At 63.6% G+C, this 17639-nt stretch carries 17 protein-coding genes; 10 read left to right on the forward strand and 7 right to left on the reverse strand.

What is annotated here, in order from left to right; all coding sequences use genetic code 11:
* Positions 1 to 143 precede the first annotated feature (143 nt).
* The 7 genes from gshA (at position 144) to AC19YX_RS12085 (ending at position 6305) form a co-directional block, all read left to right on the forward strand.
* Positions 144 to 1727 carry a glutamate--cysteine ligase gene (gene gshA / locus AC19YX_RS12055; protein WP_078469279.1) on the forward strand — a complete coding sequence of 528 codons (1584 nt, stop codon included), beginning with the start codon at positions 144 to 146 and terminating at the stop codon, positions 1725 to 1727.
* A 161-nt stretch (positions 1728 to 1888) separates the two neighbouring features.
* Positions 1889 to 2866 carry a taurine ABC transporter substrate-binding protein gene (tauA, locus tag AC19YX_RS12060; protein WP_020299806.1) on the forward strand — a complete coding sequence of 326 codons (978 nt, stop codon included), beginning with the start codon at positions 1889 to 1891 and terminating at the stop codon, positions 2864 to 2866.
* Between the two features lie 27 nt (positions 2867 to 2893).
* Entirely contained in the window at positions 2894 to 3688 is a 795-nt protein-coding gene (tauB, locus tag AC19YX_RS12065; RefSeq protein ID WP_078469277.1) for a taurine ABC transporter ATP-binding subunit, read from the forward strand.
* Complete coding sequence (tauC, locus tag AC19YX_RS12070) at positions 3685 to 4524, forward strand: taurine ABC transporter permease TauC (protein WP_500606321.1); 840 nt, start codon at positions 3685 to 3687, stop codon at positions 4522 to 4524. The genes tauB and tauC overlap by 4 nt, the downstream gene beginning before the upstream one ends.
* Before the next feature lie 180 nt (positions 4525 to 4704).
* Positions 4705 to 5538 (forward strand): taurine dioxygenase, encoded by an 834-nt coding sequence (gene tauD, locus AC19YX_RS12075; protein WP_020299803.1) that lies wholly within the window; start codon positions 4705 to 4707, stop codon positions 5536 to 5538.
* Positions 5539 to 5634: 96 nt separating this feature from the next.
* Positions 5635 to 5880 carry a FitA-like ribbon-helix-helix domain-containing protein gene (locus AC19YX_RS12080; protein ID WP_500606322.1) on the forward strand — a complete coding sequence of 82 codons (246 nt, stop codon included), beginning with the start codon at positions 5635 to 5637 and terminating at the stop codon, positions 5878 to 5880.
* On the forward strand, positions 5877 to 6305 hold the full coding sequence (locus AC19YX_RS12085; protein WP_201128940.1) for a type II toxin-antitoxin system VapC family toxin: 429 nt from the start codon (positions 5877 to 5879) through the stop codon (positions 6303 to 6305). The genes AC19YX_RS12080 and AC19YX_RS12085 overlap by 4 nt, the downstream gene beginning before the upstream one ends.
* A 57-nt stretch (positions 6306 to 6362) precedes the next feature.
* Here the strand turns inward: AC19YX_RS12085 and mgrA are convergent, their stop codons facing one another.
* The 3 genes from mgrA to AC19YX_RS12100 form a co-directional block, all read right to left on the reverse strand.
* Entirely contained in the window at positions 6363 to 7400 is a 1038-nt protein-coding gene (gene mgrA, locus AC19YX_RS12090; RefSeq protein ID WP_078469273.1) for an L-glyceraldehyde 3-phosphate reductase, read from the reverse strand.
* A 72-nt stretch (positions 7401 to 7472) separates the two neighbouring features.
* Positions 7473 to 8807, reverse strand: coding sequence for an LLM class flavin-dependent oxidoreductase (locus AC19YX_RS12095; protein WP_500606323.1), 1335 nt, complete (start codon positions 8805 to 8807; stop codon positions 7473 to 7475).
* An 85-nt stretch (positions 8808 to 8892) separates the two neighbouring features.
* Positions 8893 to 11151: a TonB-dependent receptor gene (locus AC19YX_RS12100; RefSeq protein ID WP_201128935.1), complete on the reverse strand. Its 2259-nt coding sequence runs from the start codon at positions 11149 to 11151 to the stop codon at positions 8893 to 8895.
* Between the two features lie 207 nt (positions 11152 to 11358).
* Between AC19YX_RS12100 and AC19YX_RS12105 the strand changes: the two genes are divergently transcribed.
* The gene (locus AC19YX_RS12105) at positions 11359 to 12405 is read left to right on the forward strand and encodes a LacI family DNA-binding transcriptional regulator (protein WP_500606324.1); all 1047 of its coding nucleotides are present in this window, start codon (positions 11359 to 11361) and stop codon (positions 12403 to 12405) included.
* Positions 12406 to 12531: 126 nt separating this feature from the next.
* On the opposite strand, the gene AC19YX_RS12110 is transcribed toward AC19YX_RS12105, so the two are convergent.
* The 3 genes from AC19YX_RS12110 to AC19YX_RS12120 form a co-directional block, all read right to left on the reverse strand.
* Entirely contained in the window at positions 12532 to 12933 is a 402-nt protein-coding gene (locus AC19YX_RS12110) for a type II toxin-antitoxin system HicB family antitoxin (protein ID WP_500606325.1), read from the reverse strand.
* 29 nt (positions 12934 to 12962) lie between these two features.
* Positions 12963 to 13145 carry a type II toxin-antitoxin system HicA family toxin gene (locus tag AC19YX_RS12115; RefSeq protein WP_201128931.1) on the reverse strand — a complete coding sequence of 61 codons (183 nt, stop codon included), beginning with the start codon at positions 13143 to 13145 and terminating at the stop codon, positions 12963 to 12965.
* Between the two features lie 105 nt (positions 13146 to 13250).
* Positions 13251 to 14141 carry a LysR family transcriptional regulator gene (locus AC19YX_RS12120; RefSeq protein ID WP_500606326.1) on the reverse strand — a complete coding sequence of 297 codons (891 nt, stop codon included), beginning with the start codon at positions 14139 to 14141 and terminating at the stop codon, positions 13251 to 13253.
* Positions 14142 to 14273: 132 nt separating this feature from the next.
* Between AC19YX_RS12120 and AC19YX_RS12125 the strand changes: the two genes are divergently transcribed.
* Both AC19YX_RS12125 and AC19YX_RS12130 read left to right on the forward strand, forming a co-directional pair.
* Positions 14274 to 15014, forward strand: a complete 741-nt coding sequence (locus AC19YX_RS12125) for an SDR family oxidoreductase (protein WP_421549324.1) — start codon at positions 14274 to 14276, stop codon at positions 15012 to 15014.
* Between the two features lie 95 nt (positions 15015 to 15109).
* Complete coding sequence (locus AC19YX_RS12130) at positions 15110 to 15367, forward strand: hypothetical protein (protein ID WP_500606327.1); 258 nt, start codon at positions 15110 to 15112, stop codon at positions 15365 to 15367.
* 43 nt (positions 15368 to 15410) lie between these two features.
* Here the strand turns inward: AC19YX_RS12130 and betT are convergent, their stop codons facing one another.
* Entirely contained in the window at positions 15411 to 17375 is a 1965-nt protein-coding gene (gene betT, locus AC19YX_RS12135) for a choline transporter BetT (RefSeq protein ID WP_020299791.1), read from the reverse strand.
* Positions 17376 to 17639: the final 264 nt, after the last annotated feature.

Genomic DNA, 17639 nt, shown 5'->3' on the forward strand with positions numbered 1-17639 from the left:
CCAGATTCAAGGATGGAGTGTTGGCGTTTCCAGATGAGCCCATGGGCTTACGAACAAGGCGAAAACGCCAGTTTTAACTTCACCCTTGTAGACCGTCCTGCCCACCCCCATATTGGGGCGACTGACGCGTGAAGGAATCCAACTTGAGCGAACTTCTCAACCGCCGCCTGGCTCTGCTCGGCGAGCGCGCTAACCTATCCCTGCTCGAGCAGTGCCTGCACGGCATCGAACGTGAATGCCTGCGTGTGACCGGCGAAGGCCGCCTGGCACAGACTCCGCACCCGGAGGAACTGGGTTCCGCGCTGACCAACGAACAGATCACCACCGACTATTCCGAGTCGCTGCTGGAGTTCATCACTCCCGCGCTGCCTGATCCGGCAGACACCCTCAGCAGCCTCGACAAGATTCACCGCTTTGCCTACAGCAAGCTCGGCAACGAGTACCTGTGGAGTCCATCGATGCCGTGCCCGTTGCCGGCCGAGGAAGATATTCCGATCGCCTACTACGGCACCTCCAACATCGGCCAGCTCAAGTACGTGTATCGCAAGGGCCTGGCCCTGCGCTACGGCAAGACCATGCAATGCATTGCCGGGATCCACTACAACTTCTCGCTGCCGGAAAAGCTCTGGCCGCTGCTCAAGGAAGCCGAAGGTTTTGTCGGCACCGATCGCGATTACCAGTCCACTGCCTATATCGCGCTGATCCGCAACTTCCGCCGCTACAGCTGGCTGCTGATGTACCTGTTCGGCGCCTCGCCGGCGCTGGACGCGGGCTTCCTGCGCGGGCGCTCGCACCAGCTTGAACAGCTGGACCCGGACACCCTGTACCTGCCCTACGCCACCAGCCTGCGCATGAGCGACCTGGGTTACCAGAGCAATGCCCAGGCCGGCCTGACGCCCTGCTACAACGATCTGGCCAGCTACACCGACAGCCTGCGCGAGGCCGTGGCCACGCCTTACGCGCCCTATGTGGCAGTCGGCACCCACAAGGATGGCGAGTGGGTACAGCTCAATACCAACATCCTGCAGATCGAAAACGAGTACTACTCCAACATCCGCCCCAAGCGCGTGACCTACACCGGCGAGCGGCCGATCCAGGCGCTGATGGCCCGTGGCATCCAGTACGTTGAAGTGCGCTGCCTGGATATCAACCCGTTCCTGCCCATGGGCATCGACCTGCAGGAAGCCCGCTTCCTCGACGCCTTCCTCCTGTACTGCGCCCTGAGCGACAGCCCGCTGTTCGAGAACAACGAATGCGGCAATGCCACCTCGAACTTCCTCAGCGTGGTCAAGGAAGGCCGGCGCCCGGGCCTGCAATTGCAGCGCAAGGGCCAGGCCGTGGACATGAAGGAATGGGCAGCCCAGTTGCTGGAGCAGATCGCGCCACTGGCCGCCCTGCTCGACCAGAGCCATGGCGGCGACGCCCATAGCAAGGCCCTGGATGCGCAACTGGCCAAGGTCAAGGATTCGTCCCTGACCCCATCGGCCCAAGTGCTGGCGGCCATGCAGGAACGCAAGGAGAGCTTTACCCAGTTCTCCCTGCGCCAGAGCCAGGCCCACGCCGAGTTCTTCCGCAGCCCAGGGCTGGGCAAGGAAGAACAGGCCGCGTTCGAAGAAGCGGCGCGCAAATCCCTGGCGCAACAGGCTGAGCTGGAGCAGAACGAAGTCGGTGATTTCGATGTGTTCGTGGGTTCCTACCAGGCCAGCATCCTGGCCATCAGCAATTGAAACCGTGGCGAGGGAGCTTGCTCCCTCGCCACAACAGCCTCCGGGCCAGGTCCGCGTACTTCCCCTCATAAGCTAATGCAAATAAGTTATTTATTTCTGCATTCTTAGATCATTTAGTCTCCTCCCACGCCGATCACCGGCCGCCTATGAGGAGCACCTCCATGAAACTGCATTTCCCCCTTCGCCTCCTGGCGGCCGCTTCCCTGGCGGCTGCGAGTCTGTTCGCCCAGGCGGCCGACTTTACCGTTGCCTACCAGACCACCGTCGACCCGGCCAAAGTCGCCCAGGCCGACGGCGCTTATGAAAAAGCCACCCAAGCCAAGATCGACTGGCGCAAATTCGATAACGGCGCCGACATCATTGCCGCCATCGCCTCCGGCGACGTGCAGATCGGCTACCTCGGTTCCAGCCCCCTGACCGCGGCAATCACCCGCAAGGTGCCGGTACAGACCTTCCTGATCGCCACCCAGATCGGCGCGGCCGAAGCCCTGGTGGCTCGCGAAGGTTCGGGGATCAAAGGCCCGCAGGACCTGATCGGCAAGAAAATCGCCGTGCCCTTCGTCTCCACCGGGCACTACAGCCTGCTGGCAGCGCTCAAGCACTGGAACATCGACCCTTCGAAAGTACAGATTCTCAACCTGGCCCCCCCGGCGATCATCGCGGCCTGGAAACGCGGCGACATCGACGCGACTTATGTCTGGGATCCGGCACTGGGCGTGGCCAAGGAAAACGGCAAGGTGCTGATCACCTCTGGCGAACTGGCCAAGTTCGGCGCTCCGACCTTCGATGCCTGGATCGTGCGTAAGGATTTTGCCGAGAAGCACCCGGAAATCGTCACGGCTTTCGCCAAAGTCACCCTGGATGCCTACGCCGATTACCGTAAAGACCCACAAGCCTGGCTGGCCAATCAGAGCAATGTCGACAAGCTGGTGAAACTCTCCGGCGCCAAGGCCAGCGACATTCCGCTGCTGCTGCAAGGCAACGTCTACCCACTGGCCGCCGATCAGGTCATCAGCCTGGGCGCACCGACCACCAAGGCCATCACCGACACCGCGGTGTTCCTCAAGGAGCAAGGCAAGGTTGAAGCCGTGCTGCCGGATTACGCGCCCTTTGTCAGCGCCAAGTTCATCACTAACTGAAACCCGTCGGGAGAGGAGATAGCCGTCATGGCCTTGCTACAACTGGAGCGCATCAGCGCACAGTACCCCGGCGCGGCCGAGCCGGTGCTGGCGGATATTTCCCTGAGCCTTGGGCCACAGCAACTGCTGGTCGCCCTGGGCCCCTCGGGCAGCGGCAAGACCTCGCTGCTGAACCTGATTGCCGGGTTCGTCGAGCCCAGTGCCGGGCGCATCACCCTCGATGGCGTGCCCATCAAGGGGCCGAGCGCCGAGCGCGGCGTGGTGTTCCAGGACGATGCCCTGCTGCCCTGGCAGGACGTGCTGGCCAACGTCGGCTTCGGCCTGGAGCTGGCCGGCATCGCCCGCGACAAGCGCGAAACCCGCGCCCGGGAAATGCTTGCCCTGGTGGACCTGGCCGGGTTTGACACGCGACGTATCTGGCAGCTTTCCGGCGGTCAGAAACAACGCGTCGGCCTGGCCCGCGCCCTGGCGGCCGACCCACGGGTACTGCTGATGGACGAACCCTTCGGCGCCCTCGATGCCTTTACCCGCGAACAGATGCAGGAGCTGCTGCTGCAAGTCTGGCAGCGCACCGCCAAGCCCACATTCCTGATTACCCATGACATCGAAGAGGCGGTATTTCTCGCCACCGATCTGATTCTGCTGGCGCCCAATCCGGGGCAGATCGTCGAGCGCCTGAGCCTGGACTTCGGCCAGCGCTACGCGGCCGGTGAATCGGCGCGGGCCATCAAGTCTGATCCGCGTTTTATCGAAACCCGCGAACACGTGCTGTCCAGAGTGTTTTCCCAACGCGGCGCCGCCGAGCGCCAGGAGCGCGCATGAGCAGCTACCAGATTCCCGCCACCGCGACCGCCCCTGCTCAGCCCACCGCGGTGATCCCCGTGCGCCGCAGCCTGAGTACGCGCTGGATCAGCCTGCTGACCCTGGTCACCCTGCTCGCCCTGTGGTGGGCAGTGACCGCCAGCGGCTGGATCGAGCCCCTGTTCCTGCCGCCGCCTGCTGCCGTGCTGCAAAAAGGCTGGTTGCTGGCAACCAGCGGCTATATGGATTCCACCCTGTGGCAGCACCTGGCGGCGAGCCTGCAACGCATCGGCCTGGCCCTGGGCTTTGCCGTGCTGACGGCGATTCCGGTGGGCATCGCCATCGGCGCCAACCGCATCGCCCGTGGCGTTCTCGACCCGCTGATCGAGTTCTACCGGCCGATTCCACCCCTGGCCTACCTGCCGCTGATCGTGATCTGGTGCGGCATTGGCGAGTTGTCCAAGGTGCTGCTGATCTATCTGGCGATCTTCGCCCCGATTGCCATCGCTACCGCCACCGGCGTGCGCACCGTGGATCCGGCCAAACTGCGCGCAGCGCAGTCCCTGGGCGCGACTCGGGCACAGCTGATTCGCCATGTGATTTTGCCCAGCGCCCTGCCGGATATCCTCACCGGGGTGCGGATTGGCCTGGGTGTGGGCTGGTCGACCCTGGTCGCCGCCGAATTGATCGCCGCCACCAGCGGCCTGGGATTCATGGTGCAGTCCGCAGCGCAGTTCCTGGTCACCGACGTGGTGGTGCTGGGGATCCTGGTCATCGCCCTGATCGCCTTCAGCATGGAAATGGGCCTGCGCGCCCTGCAACGCAAACTCGTGCCCTGGCACGGCCAGTCCCACTGAACCCCTGTAGCCGCTGCCGCAGGCTGCGCTGGCCCCCAAGAACACCGTGAGTGTGTCAGGTGTACACAGGGCGTTCTCCAGGGCCAGCGCAGCCTATCGACAGCGATTACGGGTCCGTAGACCGGCAATGACACGCTATCTGACCACGCCACCCCTTCGGCGCCGACTTCGAGAATGACCATGAGCCTGACCATCACCCCCTTAAGCTCCGCCCTCGGCGCCCAGATCAGTGGCGTCGATCTCAGCCAGCCGCTGAATGTGGAACAGCGCGATGCCATCGAGCAGGCGCTGCTCAAGCACCAGGTGCTGTTCTTGCGCGACCAGCCGATCACCCCGCAGCAGCAGGCGCGGTTCGCAGCGAATTTTGGCGATCTGCACATTCACCCGATCTACCCCAATGTGCCGGAGCAACCCGAGGTGCTGATCCTCGACACCGCCGAAACCGACGTGCGCGACAACGCCATCTGGCACACCGACGTCACCTTCCTGCCGACCCCGGCCCTGGGCGCCGTGCTCAGCGCCAAGCTGCTGCCGGAGTTTGGCGGCGACACCCTGTGGGCCAGCGGCATCGCCGCCTATGAGGCCCTGTCGGCACCGCTCAAAGGGCTGCTGCAGGGCCTGACCGCGACCCACGACTTCACCAAGTCCTTTCCCCTGGAGCGCTTCGGCAATACCCCCGAAGACCTGGCGCGCTGGGAACAGACCCGGCGCAACAACCCGCCCCTGTCCCATCCGGTGATCCGCACCCACCCGGTCAGCGGGCGCAAGTCGCTGTTCGTCAACGAAGGCTTCACCACCCGGATCAACGAGCTGTCGGAGACCGAAAGCGAAGCCATTCTGAAACTGCTGTTCGCCCACGCCACCCGCCCGGAATTCACCATCCGCTGGCGCTGGCAGAAAAACGACGTGGCGTTCTGGGACAACCGCGTGACCCAGCACTACGCCGTCGACGACTACCGCCCACAACGCCGGGTGATGCAGCGCGCGACCATTGTCGGGGATGTGCCGTTCTAGGACGGCCACCACCGCTGGTACGACCAACGGCCCGTCCTCTGCGAAAAAAACGATTATGCTCGCAATGATTTCATTGATTGCACTCGGAGCATGCCCATGGCCAGCCTCACCATCCGCAACCTGGACGAGCAGATCAAAGAGCGCCTGCGCATCGAGGCCGCGCATAACGGCCATTCCATGGAAGAAGAGGCGCGGTTGATTTTGCGCAGGGCGCTGACAAAACCCTCGAACGATCAAGACCTGGCCAGCCGGATCCGCTCGCGCTTTGCGGGTCTTGGCGGGGTCGAGCTTGATCTGCCTGAACGCAAGGAGCCGGGACGGTTGGTGGATCTTGGCCAATGATCCTGCTCGATACCAACGTGCTCTCGGAGCTGATGCGACCCAAGCCCGAACCGACGGTTGTCCTGTGGATAAGCACGCAACGCACCGATGACCTGTGCATAAGTTCGATCACCATGGCCGAGATTCTCCACGGCGTGGCGCGCCTGCCCAAGGGCAAGCGTCAACGGGACCTCCACGAGTCGGCCATGATCATGTTCGAAGAGGATTTCGGCGAACGGATACTGCCCTTCGATACCCCCGCAGCCTTGTACTACGCCCACCTGATGACCACCCGAGGTCAAGCCGGACGCCCCATGAGCATGGCCGACGCGCAGATTGCAGCGATCTGCCGCACCCACGACGCCGCTCTGGCCACACGCAATATCAGGGATTTCGAAGAGTCGGGCGTGGACCTGATCAATCCCTGGCGGCCGCTGGAGATTTAGCCTCCCGCCGCAGCACTGAACGCCGACCCGCCGGGCCGGCGCCAGCCCCATCGAGGCCTATTCGGCGGTCGACGGTTTTTCCCAGAGGTTGATCCCGCCTTCCAGGGCAAAGCGATCGATTTCCGCCAGTTCTTCAGCGCTGAAGTTCAGGTTCTGCAACGCCCCGACGTTTTCGATGATCTGCTCCGGGCGGCTCGCGCCGATCAGCGCCGAGGTTACCCGCGGGTCGCGCAGGGTCCAGGCCAGGGCCAGTTGCGCCAGGCTTTGGCCACGGCGCTTGGCAATTTCATTCAAGGCACGGACGTGGGTGATATTGGCCTCTGACAGATGAGCCGCCTGCAACGAGCCACCCCCCGGGCGGTTGACCCGCGCATCTTCGGGGATGCCGTTGAGGTACTTGTCGGTCAACAGCCCCTGGGCCAGCGGGGTGAACGCAATCACGCCCGCACCCAGTTCCTCGGTGGTGTCCAGCAGGTCTTTTTCCACCCAGCGGTTGAGCAGGTTGTAGGCCGGCTGGTGGATCAGCAGCGGCACTTTCCACTCCTTGAGCAGGGCCGCGATCTCGCGGGTCTTGACCCCGGAATACGAGGAGATGCCGATGTACAGGGCCTTGCCCTGCTGCACCGCCGTGGCCAGGGCGCTGGCGGTTTCTTCCAGCGGGGTGTCCGGGTCGAAGCGGTGCGAATAGAAGATATCCACGTAGTCCAGCCCGAGGCGCTGCAGGCTCTGGTCGAGGCTGGCCAGCACGTATTTGCGCGAACCGCCGCCCTGGCCGTAAGGGCCCGGCCACATGTCCCAGCCGGCCTTGCTGGAAATGATCAGCTCGTCGCGGTACTGCTTGAAGTCTTCACGCAGCAGGCGGCCGAAGTTGATTTCGGCGCTGCCGTAGGGCGGGCCGTAGTTGTTGGCCAGATCGAAATGGTTGATGCCAAGGTCAAAGGCGGTGCGCAGCAGCGCGCGCTGGGTGTCGATCGGCGTGCTGTCGCCGAAGTTATGCCACAGGCCCAGGGACAGTGCCGGCAGCACCAGCCCGCTGCGGCCGACGCGGCGGTAAGGAATGGAGTCGTAGCGGTTTTCGGCAGCCAGGTAAGTCATCGAATCCTCTCTCGTTTGGGTGTTGCTGAAACTTGGATTTACCGCGGTCACCGCCTTGCGGCGACCCCGGCGTCATTGAGGCTGAAACTGATTGTTTGGCCGCGCCAGCCCCAGGTTCTCCCGCAGCGTGCGGCCTTCGTATTCTGTTCTGAACAGGCCACGGCGTTGCAGTTCCGGGACCACGCCCTCGGCAAAGTCCTGCAACCCTCCCGGCAGGTGCGGCACCAGCACGTTGAAGCCATCGGCGGCGCCCTCTTCGAACCAGGCTTGCAGCTCGTCGGCAATCTGCGACGGGGTGCCGATCAGGCTGTAATGACCCCGGCCGCCGGCGATTTTTCGCCCCAGTTCGGCCAGGGTCAGGTTGTCCTTCCCAGCCAGATCGGTGAGCAGTTTCTGCCGGCTCTGCTGGCCGCTTTCGGTCAACGGCAACTCAGGCAACGGGCCATCCAGCGGGTAATGCGACAGGTCGAAGTTACCCAGCATCCGGCCGAGCAAAGCCACGCCCACCTCAGGTTCGACCAGTGCCTGGAACGACTCGAACTTGTCCCGGGCTTCGCTCTCGCTTTGCCCTACCACCACAAACACTCCCGGCATGATCTTCAGTGATTCAGGGCTGCGCCCGTACTGCGCCAGGCGCCCCTTGAGGTCGGCATAGAACGCCTGGGCACTGGCCAGGGAGCTTTGCGCGGTGAACACCACTTCGGCGGTCTGCGCCGCCAGCTCGCGGCCGATAGGCGACGAGCCGGCCTGGACAATCACCGGGTAGCCCTGGGGCGGGCGCGCCACGTTCAGCGGCCCCTGGACCCGAAAGTGCTCGCCCCGGTGGTTCAGCACATGCAGCTTGGCCGGGTCGTAGTACTGGCCGCTGGCCTTGTCGCGGACAAAGGCATCGTCCTGCCAACTGTCCCATAGCCCGGTGACCACCTGATGAAACTCCCGGGCCCGGCTGTAGCGCTCAGCGTGACCGATGTGCTGGTCGCGGCCGAAGTTCTGCGCTTCGGCGGCATTATCGGAAGTCACCAGGTTCCAACCGGCCCGGCCACCCGACAAATGATCCAATGACGCGTACTTACGTGCTACGTGGTACGGATCGTTATAACTGGTCGAAGCCGTGGCAATAAGCCCTATATGCTGGGTCACAGCGCTCAAGGCAGAGAGCAGGGTCAGGGGCTCGAAGTGGTCTGAACGCGCCATACAACTGGCGATGGCGCCCGTTGGCGCGGCGATGCTGTCGGCCACGAACAGCGCGTCAAACAACGCGCTCTCGGCAATCTGCGCCAGCTGCTTGTACGCGGCAAAGTCCAGTCCGGCGTCTGCCGGTACGTACGGGTGGCGCCAGGCAGCCACGTGATGGCCTGTAGCCATCAAAAACGCACCCAGCTTGAGTTGGCGAGCAGGTTGGGTCATGCAGCACTCCTTGATTCACGCATAACGGGGCGCAGCAGCCAGGGCCCGAGAGCAGGACGCACTCCCGGGCCAAGCCGGCCGCTCCTTAGAAATCCTTGCGCAGCTGTACACCGAAGTAACGCTCGTCATCCCGTGGTACAGCGCGGTAAATGTAGCTGCCGCCGCTGGCCAGCAAGGGCGAGTAGGACTTGTCGGCCAGGTTCTTGCCCAAGAGGGCCACGCGCCAGCCGTTGCTGTAGTCGGCCAGGGCCACGCTGGCGTTCCAGATGCCGTAGGCGCCCTGCTTGGTGTCGACGTTCTGGCTGATGTCGTACTGCACCTCGCTTTGCCAGCTGTAGTCGGTGCCCAATTCGATATCCAGGCCGTTATCCAACGGGATGGTGTAATCGGCACGCACGTAGCTTTTCCAGTCCGGGCTGAAGGGCAGCGGCTTGCCGTTGACGTTGCACGAGGCCGCCGCACCTGCGGGGCAGGCGAACTCATCGATGCGCGCCCGGGTGTAGGCCAGGGCCCCGGACAGCTTCAGTTGCTGGGTGGCCTGCAACGCGTAGTCCAACTCGACCCCCTCAGTGCTGACGCTGCCGGCGTTGATCAGGCGCGTCACGACTTGCCCGGCCACGGTGTCGAAGAAGTTGGCCTGATAGTTGTCGTAGGCGCTGTGGAACACCGCAAGGTTGGTGGTCAGGCGGTTGTTCCAGCTGGTGGCCTTGATCCCGGCCTCCCAGGTATTGGAGGTTTCCGGCTTCAGCGCATCGGTGTCACGCGGCTGCATATTGAAGAACACGTTGTAGGCCGGGCCCTTGTAGCCACGGGAATAGGTCAGGTAAGTGGTCACCGTGTCGCTCAGGTCGTATTGCAGACCCAGGCGCCCGGACCAGCCGTCTTCATCCACCGAGCCGGAGCTGCTGGTGGCCGGCTGGATGCCGCTGACCTGCACCGCCGAGGTGGAACTGCGGCGGTGCTCGTATTCCAGCTGGTCATGGGTCCAGCGCAGGCCGGCGATGCCCCGCAGGCTGGAGGTGAAGTTCAGGGTGGTCTCGCCGAACGCCGAGTAGCTGTCGCTGCGGGTGCTGTAGTCGGCAATGCCGCGGTTGACGCTGGTGGTCGTGGTCAGGGTGCGCTGGTAGGTTTCTTCATCCTTGCCATGCATGTAGAACACGCCGCCGACGTACTCCAGGAACTGCCCCTTGGGTGAAGCCAGGCGCAGCTCTTGCGAGTACTGGTTGAAGTCCAGGTCGCCCTTGTCGGCGGTGCCGGGGAAGGCTGCGGTGACGGTGCCCAGGCGGTCGCCATCCTGGTACTGGGTGTTGTTCCAACCGCGCCAGGCGGTGATTGAGGTCAGGGTGTAATCGCCCAGGTTCCAGTCGAGCTGGGCCGACAGGCCCTTGTTGATGTCTTCGACATGACTGCGGGTGTCGGTGTTGATATCGCGGTTGTCACTGCTGGCCCGCACCGGGTTCAGGGCACCGGCAAAAGCCGGCGTCAGCGCCTTGCTCACCACGCCATTGGGCGCGTCGTCATGGGACTGCATGTAGTCGGCGGCCAGGGTCAGCTTGAGGTCGTCACTGGGGGTGAATTCCAGCTTGCCGCGCACGCCTTTGCGGTTGTAGCCGTTGACCTCCTGACCGTTGTGCTGGTTGTCGACGTTACCGTCGTAGCTGCCAAACAAGGTGGTCAGCGAGCCCTTGAGCGTATCGGGAATCAGGCTGCCGCCGATGCCGAAGCGGGTGCGGCTTTCATTGCCGCTGTAATAGGCCTGGTCGATATAGCCGTGGGTCTCGGCGGTGGGCGCCTTGGTCACGATGTTCAGCACCCCGGCCGACGCGTTCTTGCCGAACAGGGTGCCTTGGGGCCCGCGCAGGACTTCGATGCGCTCCAGGTCCAGCAGGTCGAGGGTGGCCTGGCCCGGACGGGCGTAGACCACGCCGTCGATCACGGTGGCCACGGTCGGCTCGACGCCCGGCGACGTGGAAATGGTGCCCACGCCACGAATGAACAGCGAGGTGTCCTTGTTCGAGGCACCGGTGCGGAAATTCAGCGACGGCACCTGCTGCACGATGCTCGCCACGCCATTGCGGTTGTCCCGCTCGAGCTGTTCGCCATCCACCACCGAGACTGCAACCGGCACTTTTTGCAGCGACTCTTCGCGGCGGGTGGCGGTGACGGTCACCGACTTCAGGGTCGGCTCCTGCTCTGCGACAGCGGTCGCGGGGTCAGCGGCATATGCCCCCGGCAGCGGCAGTGCGGCCAGCCCTGCCAGCAACCAGCCCAGGTGCGGCCGGCGCGGTGTGGCGGCGCGAATCGATTGCGCCAGTTTTTGCTGATCCCCAAGAATGTTATGCATGGTCTGCCTGCTGGAAAAATGCCCTGAACCGCTGCCGATCTACGCCGGCAGCGCCTGAATATCTGTCTTGGGCATTCGCTCGAGCGAGTAGCAGACACGACGCCTTGTTAGCGCTAACATCGGCAGTATCTGCAAGACGGCCATAGACCGTCCAATACTGAAAAATTACTTTTATATGCTTTTTGGTTTGAATAAAGGATCACGCCCTTGACCACCGAGAACACTCCAGGCCGCAAACGCCGCGGCGCCGGACGGGTGACCCTGAACACCGTGGCCAGGCACGCCGAGGTCTCGGCCATCACCGTATCGCGCTACTTCAACCAGCCCGAGAGCGTGTCCGCCGAGCTTCGCGAACGCATCGCCCAGGTGGTGGCGGAATTGGGCTATGTGCCCAATCTGGTGGCCGGCGGCCTGGCCTCGGCGCGGGGCAGGATCGTGGCCATGGTGATCCCGAACATCTCTGGGCCAATCTTTGCCAGCACCATCCAGGGCTTCAGCGACACCCTCAGCCGCCATGGCTATCAACTGCTGCTGGCCTCCAGTTATTTCGACGTGGCCCAGGAAGAAAGCGCCGTGCGGGCCTTTCTCGGCTGGTCACCGGCGGCGCTGGTGCTGACCAGCCACTTTCATAGCCCGGGCACGGAGAAGATGCTCGCCGAGGCCGATATCCCACTGATCGAAACCTGGGATTACCAGCCGGATCGGGCGCCGGTGCAGATCGGATTTTCCCATCATCAGGTCGGGGTCAGCGCGGCGAACTACCTGCACGGAAAAGGCTATCGACGTATCGCTTTCGTGCTCAACAGCGCGCCCGGCGACCTCAGCGCCCTGGAGCGCAGCGAGGGTTACGCCGCCACACTGCGCGGGTTAGGGCTGGAACCCTGGATCTTTACCCCGGACGCCGACCGCGCGCCGTTCGAGGCCGGCAAACAGGCGATGCACGCGCTGATGCAGGCCAGCCCGCGACCTGACGCAATCATTTTCGCCAACGACAACCTGGCCGCCGGCGGCTCGCTGGCTGCGCAACGGGCCGGCCTGCAGATCCCCGCCGATTGCGCGGTACTGGGCTTTGGCGACTACCCTTTCGCCGAGATGCTGCTGCCCAGCCTGAGCACCATCAAGCCACCCGCCCTGGAGATCGGCGTACTCGCCGCCACCCGCGTCCTGCAGAGCCTGGGCGTGTTGCCGGTGGCAGACGAAGTACAACGCCTGAACCTGTTGCAGTGCCAAGTGATCGAGCGCGAAAGCACCTGACTTCTGCTGGGCTGTGGGTGCTGCCGCAGGCTCGGGGGGCGTTCGGATGCCGGTTGTACACCTGACACTTGAGCGGCGATCTGGAGGACCAGCGCAGCCTCGCGCGCTCGGCAGCGGGTACGGCGGCTACAGGGCGAGCTCGCGCAGGGCGGCGGCGGCGAGGAAGCCCGAGCGCGATCGGTAGCGCTGGTCGCGCTTTACGGTCTGGTCGATGCGCTCCAGCAGTTGCTCGGGCAAGGTGGCGTTGAAGCGCACCGACTTGCCGAAATAGGGCGCCACATCAAACTCCACCACGCCCCATACGCCCCGCGCGTAGTCGGGGTTGTGCAGGTGGTCGTCAATTTCATGCACCTGGGGCAGCGGCTCGCCATCGGCCACCAACCCCTCGTAGTGCAGGGACAGGGCCTCCTTGATGTTCTCGAACGCCAGGGACACGGTTTTCCCGGCGGAAAAACAACCCGGCACATCCGGGACTGTCACGCCGTATTCGGAGTCGGCGTCCTTGTGCAGTACGACTGGGAATTTCATGACGTTGGGCTCCTCTTGCAGGTCGCAGCTCATCTCAAGCCCGCCTGTCTCAATATGCTGTTGATCGTGCCCCTGGGCAGATCCGAATCAGGATGCGGAACCGTCACCCGCCCCGGCCTGTACGGATGCCGGTACTGATGGTGACTGCCCTTGATTGCAACCCGATACCAACCATTGGCCTCGATCATCCTGATCATGTCGCGACTGCGCATATCCCTGCCCTTCGATACCCATCGAACAGGCACTCTAACCAACAGCCAGAGGCTAATACACACCATACACATTAAGCAATCAAATTTTGCCGGGCGGGCGTCCGTTCAATCCGCCTGGGCAAACACCTGCGCCAGCCAGTCGACAAACACCCGGACCCTGGGCGACATATGGCGATTGTGCGGGTAGAGCACTGACACCGGCATCGGCGGCGGTGGGGTCTCGACCAGGATTTCCTGCAACAGGCCCTGGGCCATCTGCTGCGCGACACCGTAATGCGGGCACTGGATGATGCCCAGGCCGGCCACCGCCGACGCCTTGTAGACCTCGGCGCCAAATACTGAAAGCGCACCGTCGATGGCCACTTCCTGCCGTTGGCCCGCCACCATGAATTCGAAAGGGAACAGCTTGGCCGTGGTGCGCGATACGTAGTTCACCGCGCGATGGTGGCTCAGATCGGCAAGGCGCTCGGGCTCGCCAAAGCGCCGCAGGTAATCGGGGCTGGCACAGGTCACCTGGCGCAGGTTGGCGACCCGCCGGCCGATCAGCGCCGAATCCCCGAGGGTGCCCGCCCGCAGCACGCAGTCCACGCCTTCGGCGATCAGGTCGACAAAACGATCGGATTCGCTGAGCGATAGCTCGATCTGCGGATAACGCGCCATGAATTGCGGCAACGCCGGAATCACGAAGTACTTGGCCAGGGTCCCGTGCAGATCGACCCGCAGCAGCCCCTTGGGCGCCACCTCGCGAAACGCCAGTTCGGCCTCCTCCAGCTCCGCCAGCAACTGCACGCAACGCCGGTAGTAGGCCTCGCCATCCAGGGTCGGGCGCACCCGGCGCGTGCTGCGTTCCAGCAACCGCGTCCCGAGCCAGGCCTCGAACTGGTTGAGGGTGTGGGTCAGGGTCGCCCGCGGCAGGTTCAGGTCCGCGGCGGCTAGAGTGAAACTGCTGCGCTCGTAGATGCGCACAAAAACCTTCATCGCCTTGACCTGATCCATCAGCACCTCCAGAGCTTCGATTGTTGGCGATTATTGAACAGTCAAGGCAACTTCGCTGCATTTATCGATCCGGGCAACCATGTGAATCTGCTGCCACACCCACATCCACCTTGAGCCACAGGAACCTGAACCATGACCACTGAACAACGCAAAGTAGCCATCGTCACCGGCGCCTCCCGCGGTATCGGCGCGGTGATCGCCCGGCAGTTGGCGAGCCAGGGTTTTGCCGTCGCGATCAATTACGCCAACAGCGCCGACGAAGCCTCAAGGCTGGTGGTGGAACTGCGCCAGGCCGGGCACCAGGCCATCGCGATCAAGGCCGACGTGGCCAATGGCGAGGACGTGCGTCGGCTGTTCGATGAGACCGAAGCCAAGCTGGGCAAGGTCGATGTACTGATCAACAACGCCGGCATCCTCAAGGTCCTGCCCCTGGCGCAACACAGCGACGAGCTGTTCGAGCAGACCTTCGCCATCAACACCCGAGGCACTTTCAATACCCTGCGCGAAGCCGCCACGCGCCTGAATGACGGCGGCCGCATCGTCAATTTTTCCAGCAGCACGGTCGGTCTCAACCTGCCGGGCTATGCGGTGTACATCGCCAGCAAGGCCGCGGTGGAATCCCTGACCCAGGTGTTCGCCAAGGAACTGCGCGGGCGCAACATCACGGTCAACGCCGTGGCGCCGGGGCCGGTGGCGACCGAGCTGTTCCTGCAGGGCAAGAGCGAGGAGCAGATTCAGGCCTTCGCCAAGATGCCGCCCCTGGAACGCCTCGGCCAGCCGGAAGACATCGCCCAGGTCATTGCCTTCCTGGTGAGCCCGGCGGCGGATTGGGTGAACGGGCAGATTTTGCGCACCAACGGCGGGCTGGTTTGAGGTCGAGCGCGGCGCTGGGGCCTATGCTCGTTGAAGGGTGCGCCACGGCCGCCCTGTCACTGGCCAGCCGGTTTTCCCATAGGGCGGTATCCATCATGCACACCACCATCGTCATCACCTTCGGCCTGCTTCTGCTGGCGCTGATGCTGTTTATCGGCAACAAGATCGGTATCAACCGCCAGGCCCTGACCTACGGCTTCGTCGGCCTGTGGCTGGCGCTGACGGTGATCAACGGGGCGGTGGGTGTGGTCACCGCCAACCAGCCCCTGCGCTTGGAACTGGTGGTCGGCAGCCTGGTGTTCGTGGTGCCGGTGGTGGCCTTGGCCCTGTATCTGCTGTCGACCCGGCCCTGAAGCCGTGCCGGGGAGCCTGCGCCCCCCGCCACGGCGCCCCCGATCAACGCACCAGGTGCAGGAACTGCATATGGCGTTCGTACTGGTCGAGGATGTCGTTGATGATCTGCTCTTTGGTGTAGCCCATCAGGTCGTAATCCTGGCTGCCCTCGCTCAGGTGCACCTCGGCCCGGTAATAGCGGCGGTTGCGCAGCTCTTTCGGGCCCATGCCGCCACGGGCAAAGGACGGCGTGAAGTAGCCGCGCATCTGCACCTGGTAGATGAACGGATGCTGGTCGCCATGGCCGATTTCGAGGCTGACGTTGTCGTTGGCCGGGTCGGGCTGGGTCACCACATTCAGGCCCTTCTCGACGAACACCGCACTCACCTCTTCGATCGCCGGGCGCACCGTCTGGTCGAGGAAGCGGTACACCTCGTCACGCGATGGAAAGTGCACCGCCTGGCTCAGGCGCTGGCGCCAGCCACCCTTGCCCCGACGCGACGAGGCCGCCACCGGTGCCAGGGAATGCAACTGGGCGATGCGCTTCTGCGATTCGAGGTAGAAGGCCTTGTGCAGCCCCCACATCATCAACAACAGAATCAGCGAGAACGGCAACGAGGTCAGCACCACCGCTGACTTGAGCGAATCGATGCTGCCGGCGAACAACAGCGCGCTGGTCACCAGCGCGGTCATCGCGCCCCAGAACACCCGCAGCCACTTCGGCCCGTCTTCATCGGCACTGCCGCCCTTGGCCGACAGGGTCGAGAGCACCACGGTGCCGGAGTCGGCCGAGGTGACGAAGAACACAAAGCTGATAAACACCGTGACCGCGATCACGGTCTTGCCCCAGGGGTAGGTTTCCAGCAGCAGGTAGAGGGTCATCGACGGGTTGTCGAGCGCGCTCATGCCCAGGGCGCTCATGCCGTGGTTGAGCACCTGGTCGATGGCGCTGTTGCCGAAGATCGACATCCAGGCCAGGGTGAAACCCAGGGGAATCAGCAGCACGCCGAAGACGAACTCACGGATGGTGCGGCCACGTGAAATCCGTGCGATGAACAAGCCCACGAATGGCGACCATGCAATCCACCAGGCCCAGTAGAACACCGTCCAGCCACCCAGCCAGTCGCTGGGTTTGTCGTAGGCGTAGACGTCGAAACTCTTGGTCGGCAGCGCGCCGAGGTAGTCGCCGATGTTCTGGATCAAGGTGTTGAGCAGGTGCTGGGTCGGCCCGGCGAACAACACGAACAGCAGCAGCGCCACCGCCAACAGCATGTTGATGTCGGACATCACCCGCACACCCTTGTCGACCCCGGCCACCGCGACCAGGATCGCCGCCCCCATCATCAGGGTGATCAGGCCGACCTGAATCCACTGGGTATGAGCGATGCCGAACAGGTAATCCAGCCCGGAGTTGAGGTGCAGAACGCCAAAGCCCATGTCGGCGCCCAGGCCGAACACCGTGGCGATGATGCCGAAGCCATCCACCGCATAGCCGATGGGGCCGTTGATGCGCTTGCCGATCAGCGGGTACAGCGCCGAACGCAGGGCCAGCGGCAGGTTATGCCGGTAGGCGAAGTACGCCAGGGCCATGCCGACGAAAGCGAACACGCCCCAGCCGTGCAGGCCCCAGTGCAGGAACAGCAACTGCATGGCCTGGCGCGCGGCGTCGGCGGTGCCGGCCTCGCCCTGGGGCGGTTGCAGCATGTGGGTCAAAGGTTCGGAGACGCAGAAGAAGAACAGGGTGATGCTGATCCCGGCGGCGAACAGCATGCCGGCCCAGGACAGGTAACTGAATTCGGGTTCGTCGTGGTCGGCACCGAGCTTGATCTTGCCGTAGCCGGACAAGGCGGTGACCACCACGAAGACCAGATACAGGGTCATCGCCAGCATGTAGTACCAGCCGACCGTGTTGGCCGCCCAGTTTTGCGCTGCCAGGAGCCAGGCGCCGGCCTGTTGCGGCAGGGTGATGACCACCAGGCCGAAGATCAGGATAAAGCTCGCCGCGAAGTAGAACACCGGCGGATTCATGCGAATTTGACTGTTGGCGGGAGTAGGCGACGCACTCATGAAAGGTGCACCTCAAACGGGTTGGACGTGGCTGAAATAAACGGACTCAGCAAAGGCAAGCCTCCTGTTGTGAGCGGGCAGCGAACTACCGATTTAACTTGAACGAGCGTTCAAGTTAAACATGGATGGGGGTTCGAGGACTAATCGCAAGGCTCAGCGGTACCTTCAGTACGCTAGCTCAAGGAAGGGTATGACGTAGGCGTGACGGGATCGTTCCGCAGAAAA

Source organism: Pseudomonas sp. MF09150 (assembly GCF_059862355.1).

What these genes read in the sequence shown, in the direction of transcription:
- tauA (WP_020299806.1), top strand. Translation starts at nt 1,889, where the DNA reads ATGAAACTGCATTTCCCCCTTCGCCTCCTGGCGGCCGCTTCCCTGGCG.
- tauB (WP_078469277.1), top strand. Translation starts at nt 2,894, where the DNA reads ATGGCCTTGCTACAACTGGAGCGCATCAGCGCACAGTACCCCGGCGCG.
- tauC (WP_500606321.1), top strand. Translation starts at nt 3,685, where the DNA reads ATGAGCAGCTACCAGATTCCCGCCACCGCGACCGCCCCTGCTCAGCCC.
- tauD (WP_020299803.1), top strand. Translation starts at nt 4,705, where the DNA reads ATGAGCCTGACCATCACCCCCTTAAGCTCCGCCCTCGGCGCCCAGATC.
- AC19YX_RS12080 (WP_500606322.1), top strand. Translation starts at nt 5,635, where the DNA reads ATGGCCAGCCTCACCATCCGCAACCTGGACGAGCAGATCAAAGAGCGC.
- AC19YX_RS12085 (WP_201128940.1), top strand. Translation starts at nt 5,877, where the DNA reads ATGATCCTGCTCGATACCAACGTGCTCTCGGAGCTGATGCGACCCAAG.
- mgrA (WP_078469273.1), bottom strand. Translation starts at nt 7,400, where the DNA reads ATGACTTACCTGGCTGCCGAAAACCGCTACGACTCCATTCCTTACCGC.
- AC19YX_RS12095 (WP_500606323.1), bottom strand. Translation starts at nt 8,807, where the DNA reads ATGACCCAACCTGCTCGCCAACTCAAGCTGGGTGCGTTTTTGATGGCT.
- AC19YX_RS12100 (WP_201128935.1), bottom strand. Translation starts at nt 11,151, where the DNA reads ATGCATAACATTCTTGGGGATCAGCAAAAACTGGCGCAATCGATTCGC.
- AC19YX_RS12110 (WP_500606325.1), bottom strand. Translation starts at nt 12,933, where the DNA reads ATGAAATTCCCAGTCGTACTGCACAAGGACGCCGACTCCGAATACGGC.
- AC19YX_RS12115 (WP_201128931.1), bottom strand. Translation starts at nt 13,145, where the DNA reads ATGCGCAGTCGCGACATGATCAGGATGATCGAGGCCAATGGTTGGTAT.
- AC19YX_RS12120 (WP_500606326.1), bottom strand. Translation starts at nt 14,141, where the DNA reads ATGGATCAGGTCAAGGCGATGAAGGTTTTTGTGCGCATCTACGAGCGC.
- AC19YX_RS12125 (WP_421549324.1), top strand. Translation starts at nt 14,274, where the DNA reads ATGACCACTGAACAACGCAAAGTAGCCATCGTCACCGGCGCCTCCCGC.
- AC19YX_RS12130 (WP_500606327.1), top strand. Translation starts at nt 15,110, where the DNA reads ATGCACACCACCATCGTCATCACCTTCGGCCTGCTTCTGCTGGCGCTG.
- betT (WP_020299791.1), bottom strand. Translation starts at nt 17,375, where the DNA reads ATGAATCCGCCGGTGTTCTACTTCGCGGCGAGCTTTATCCTGATCTTC.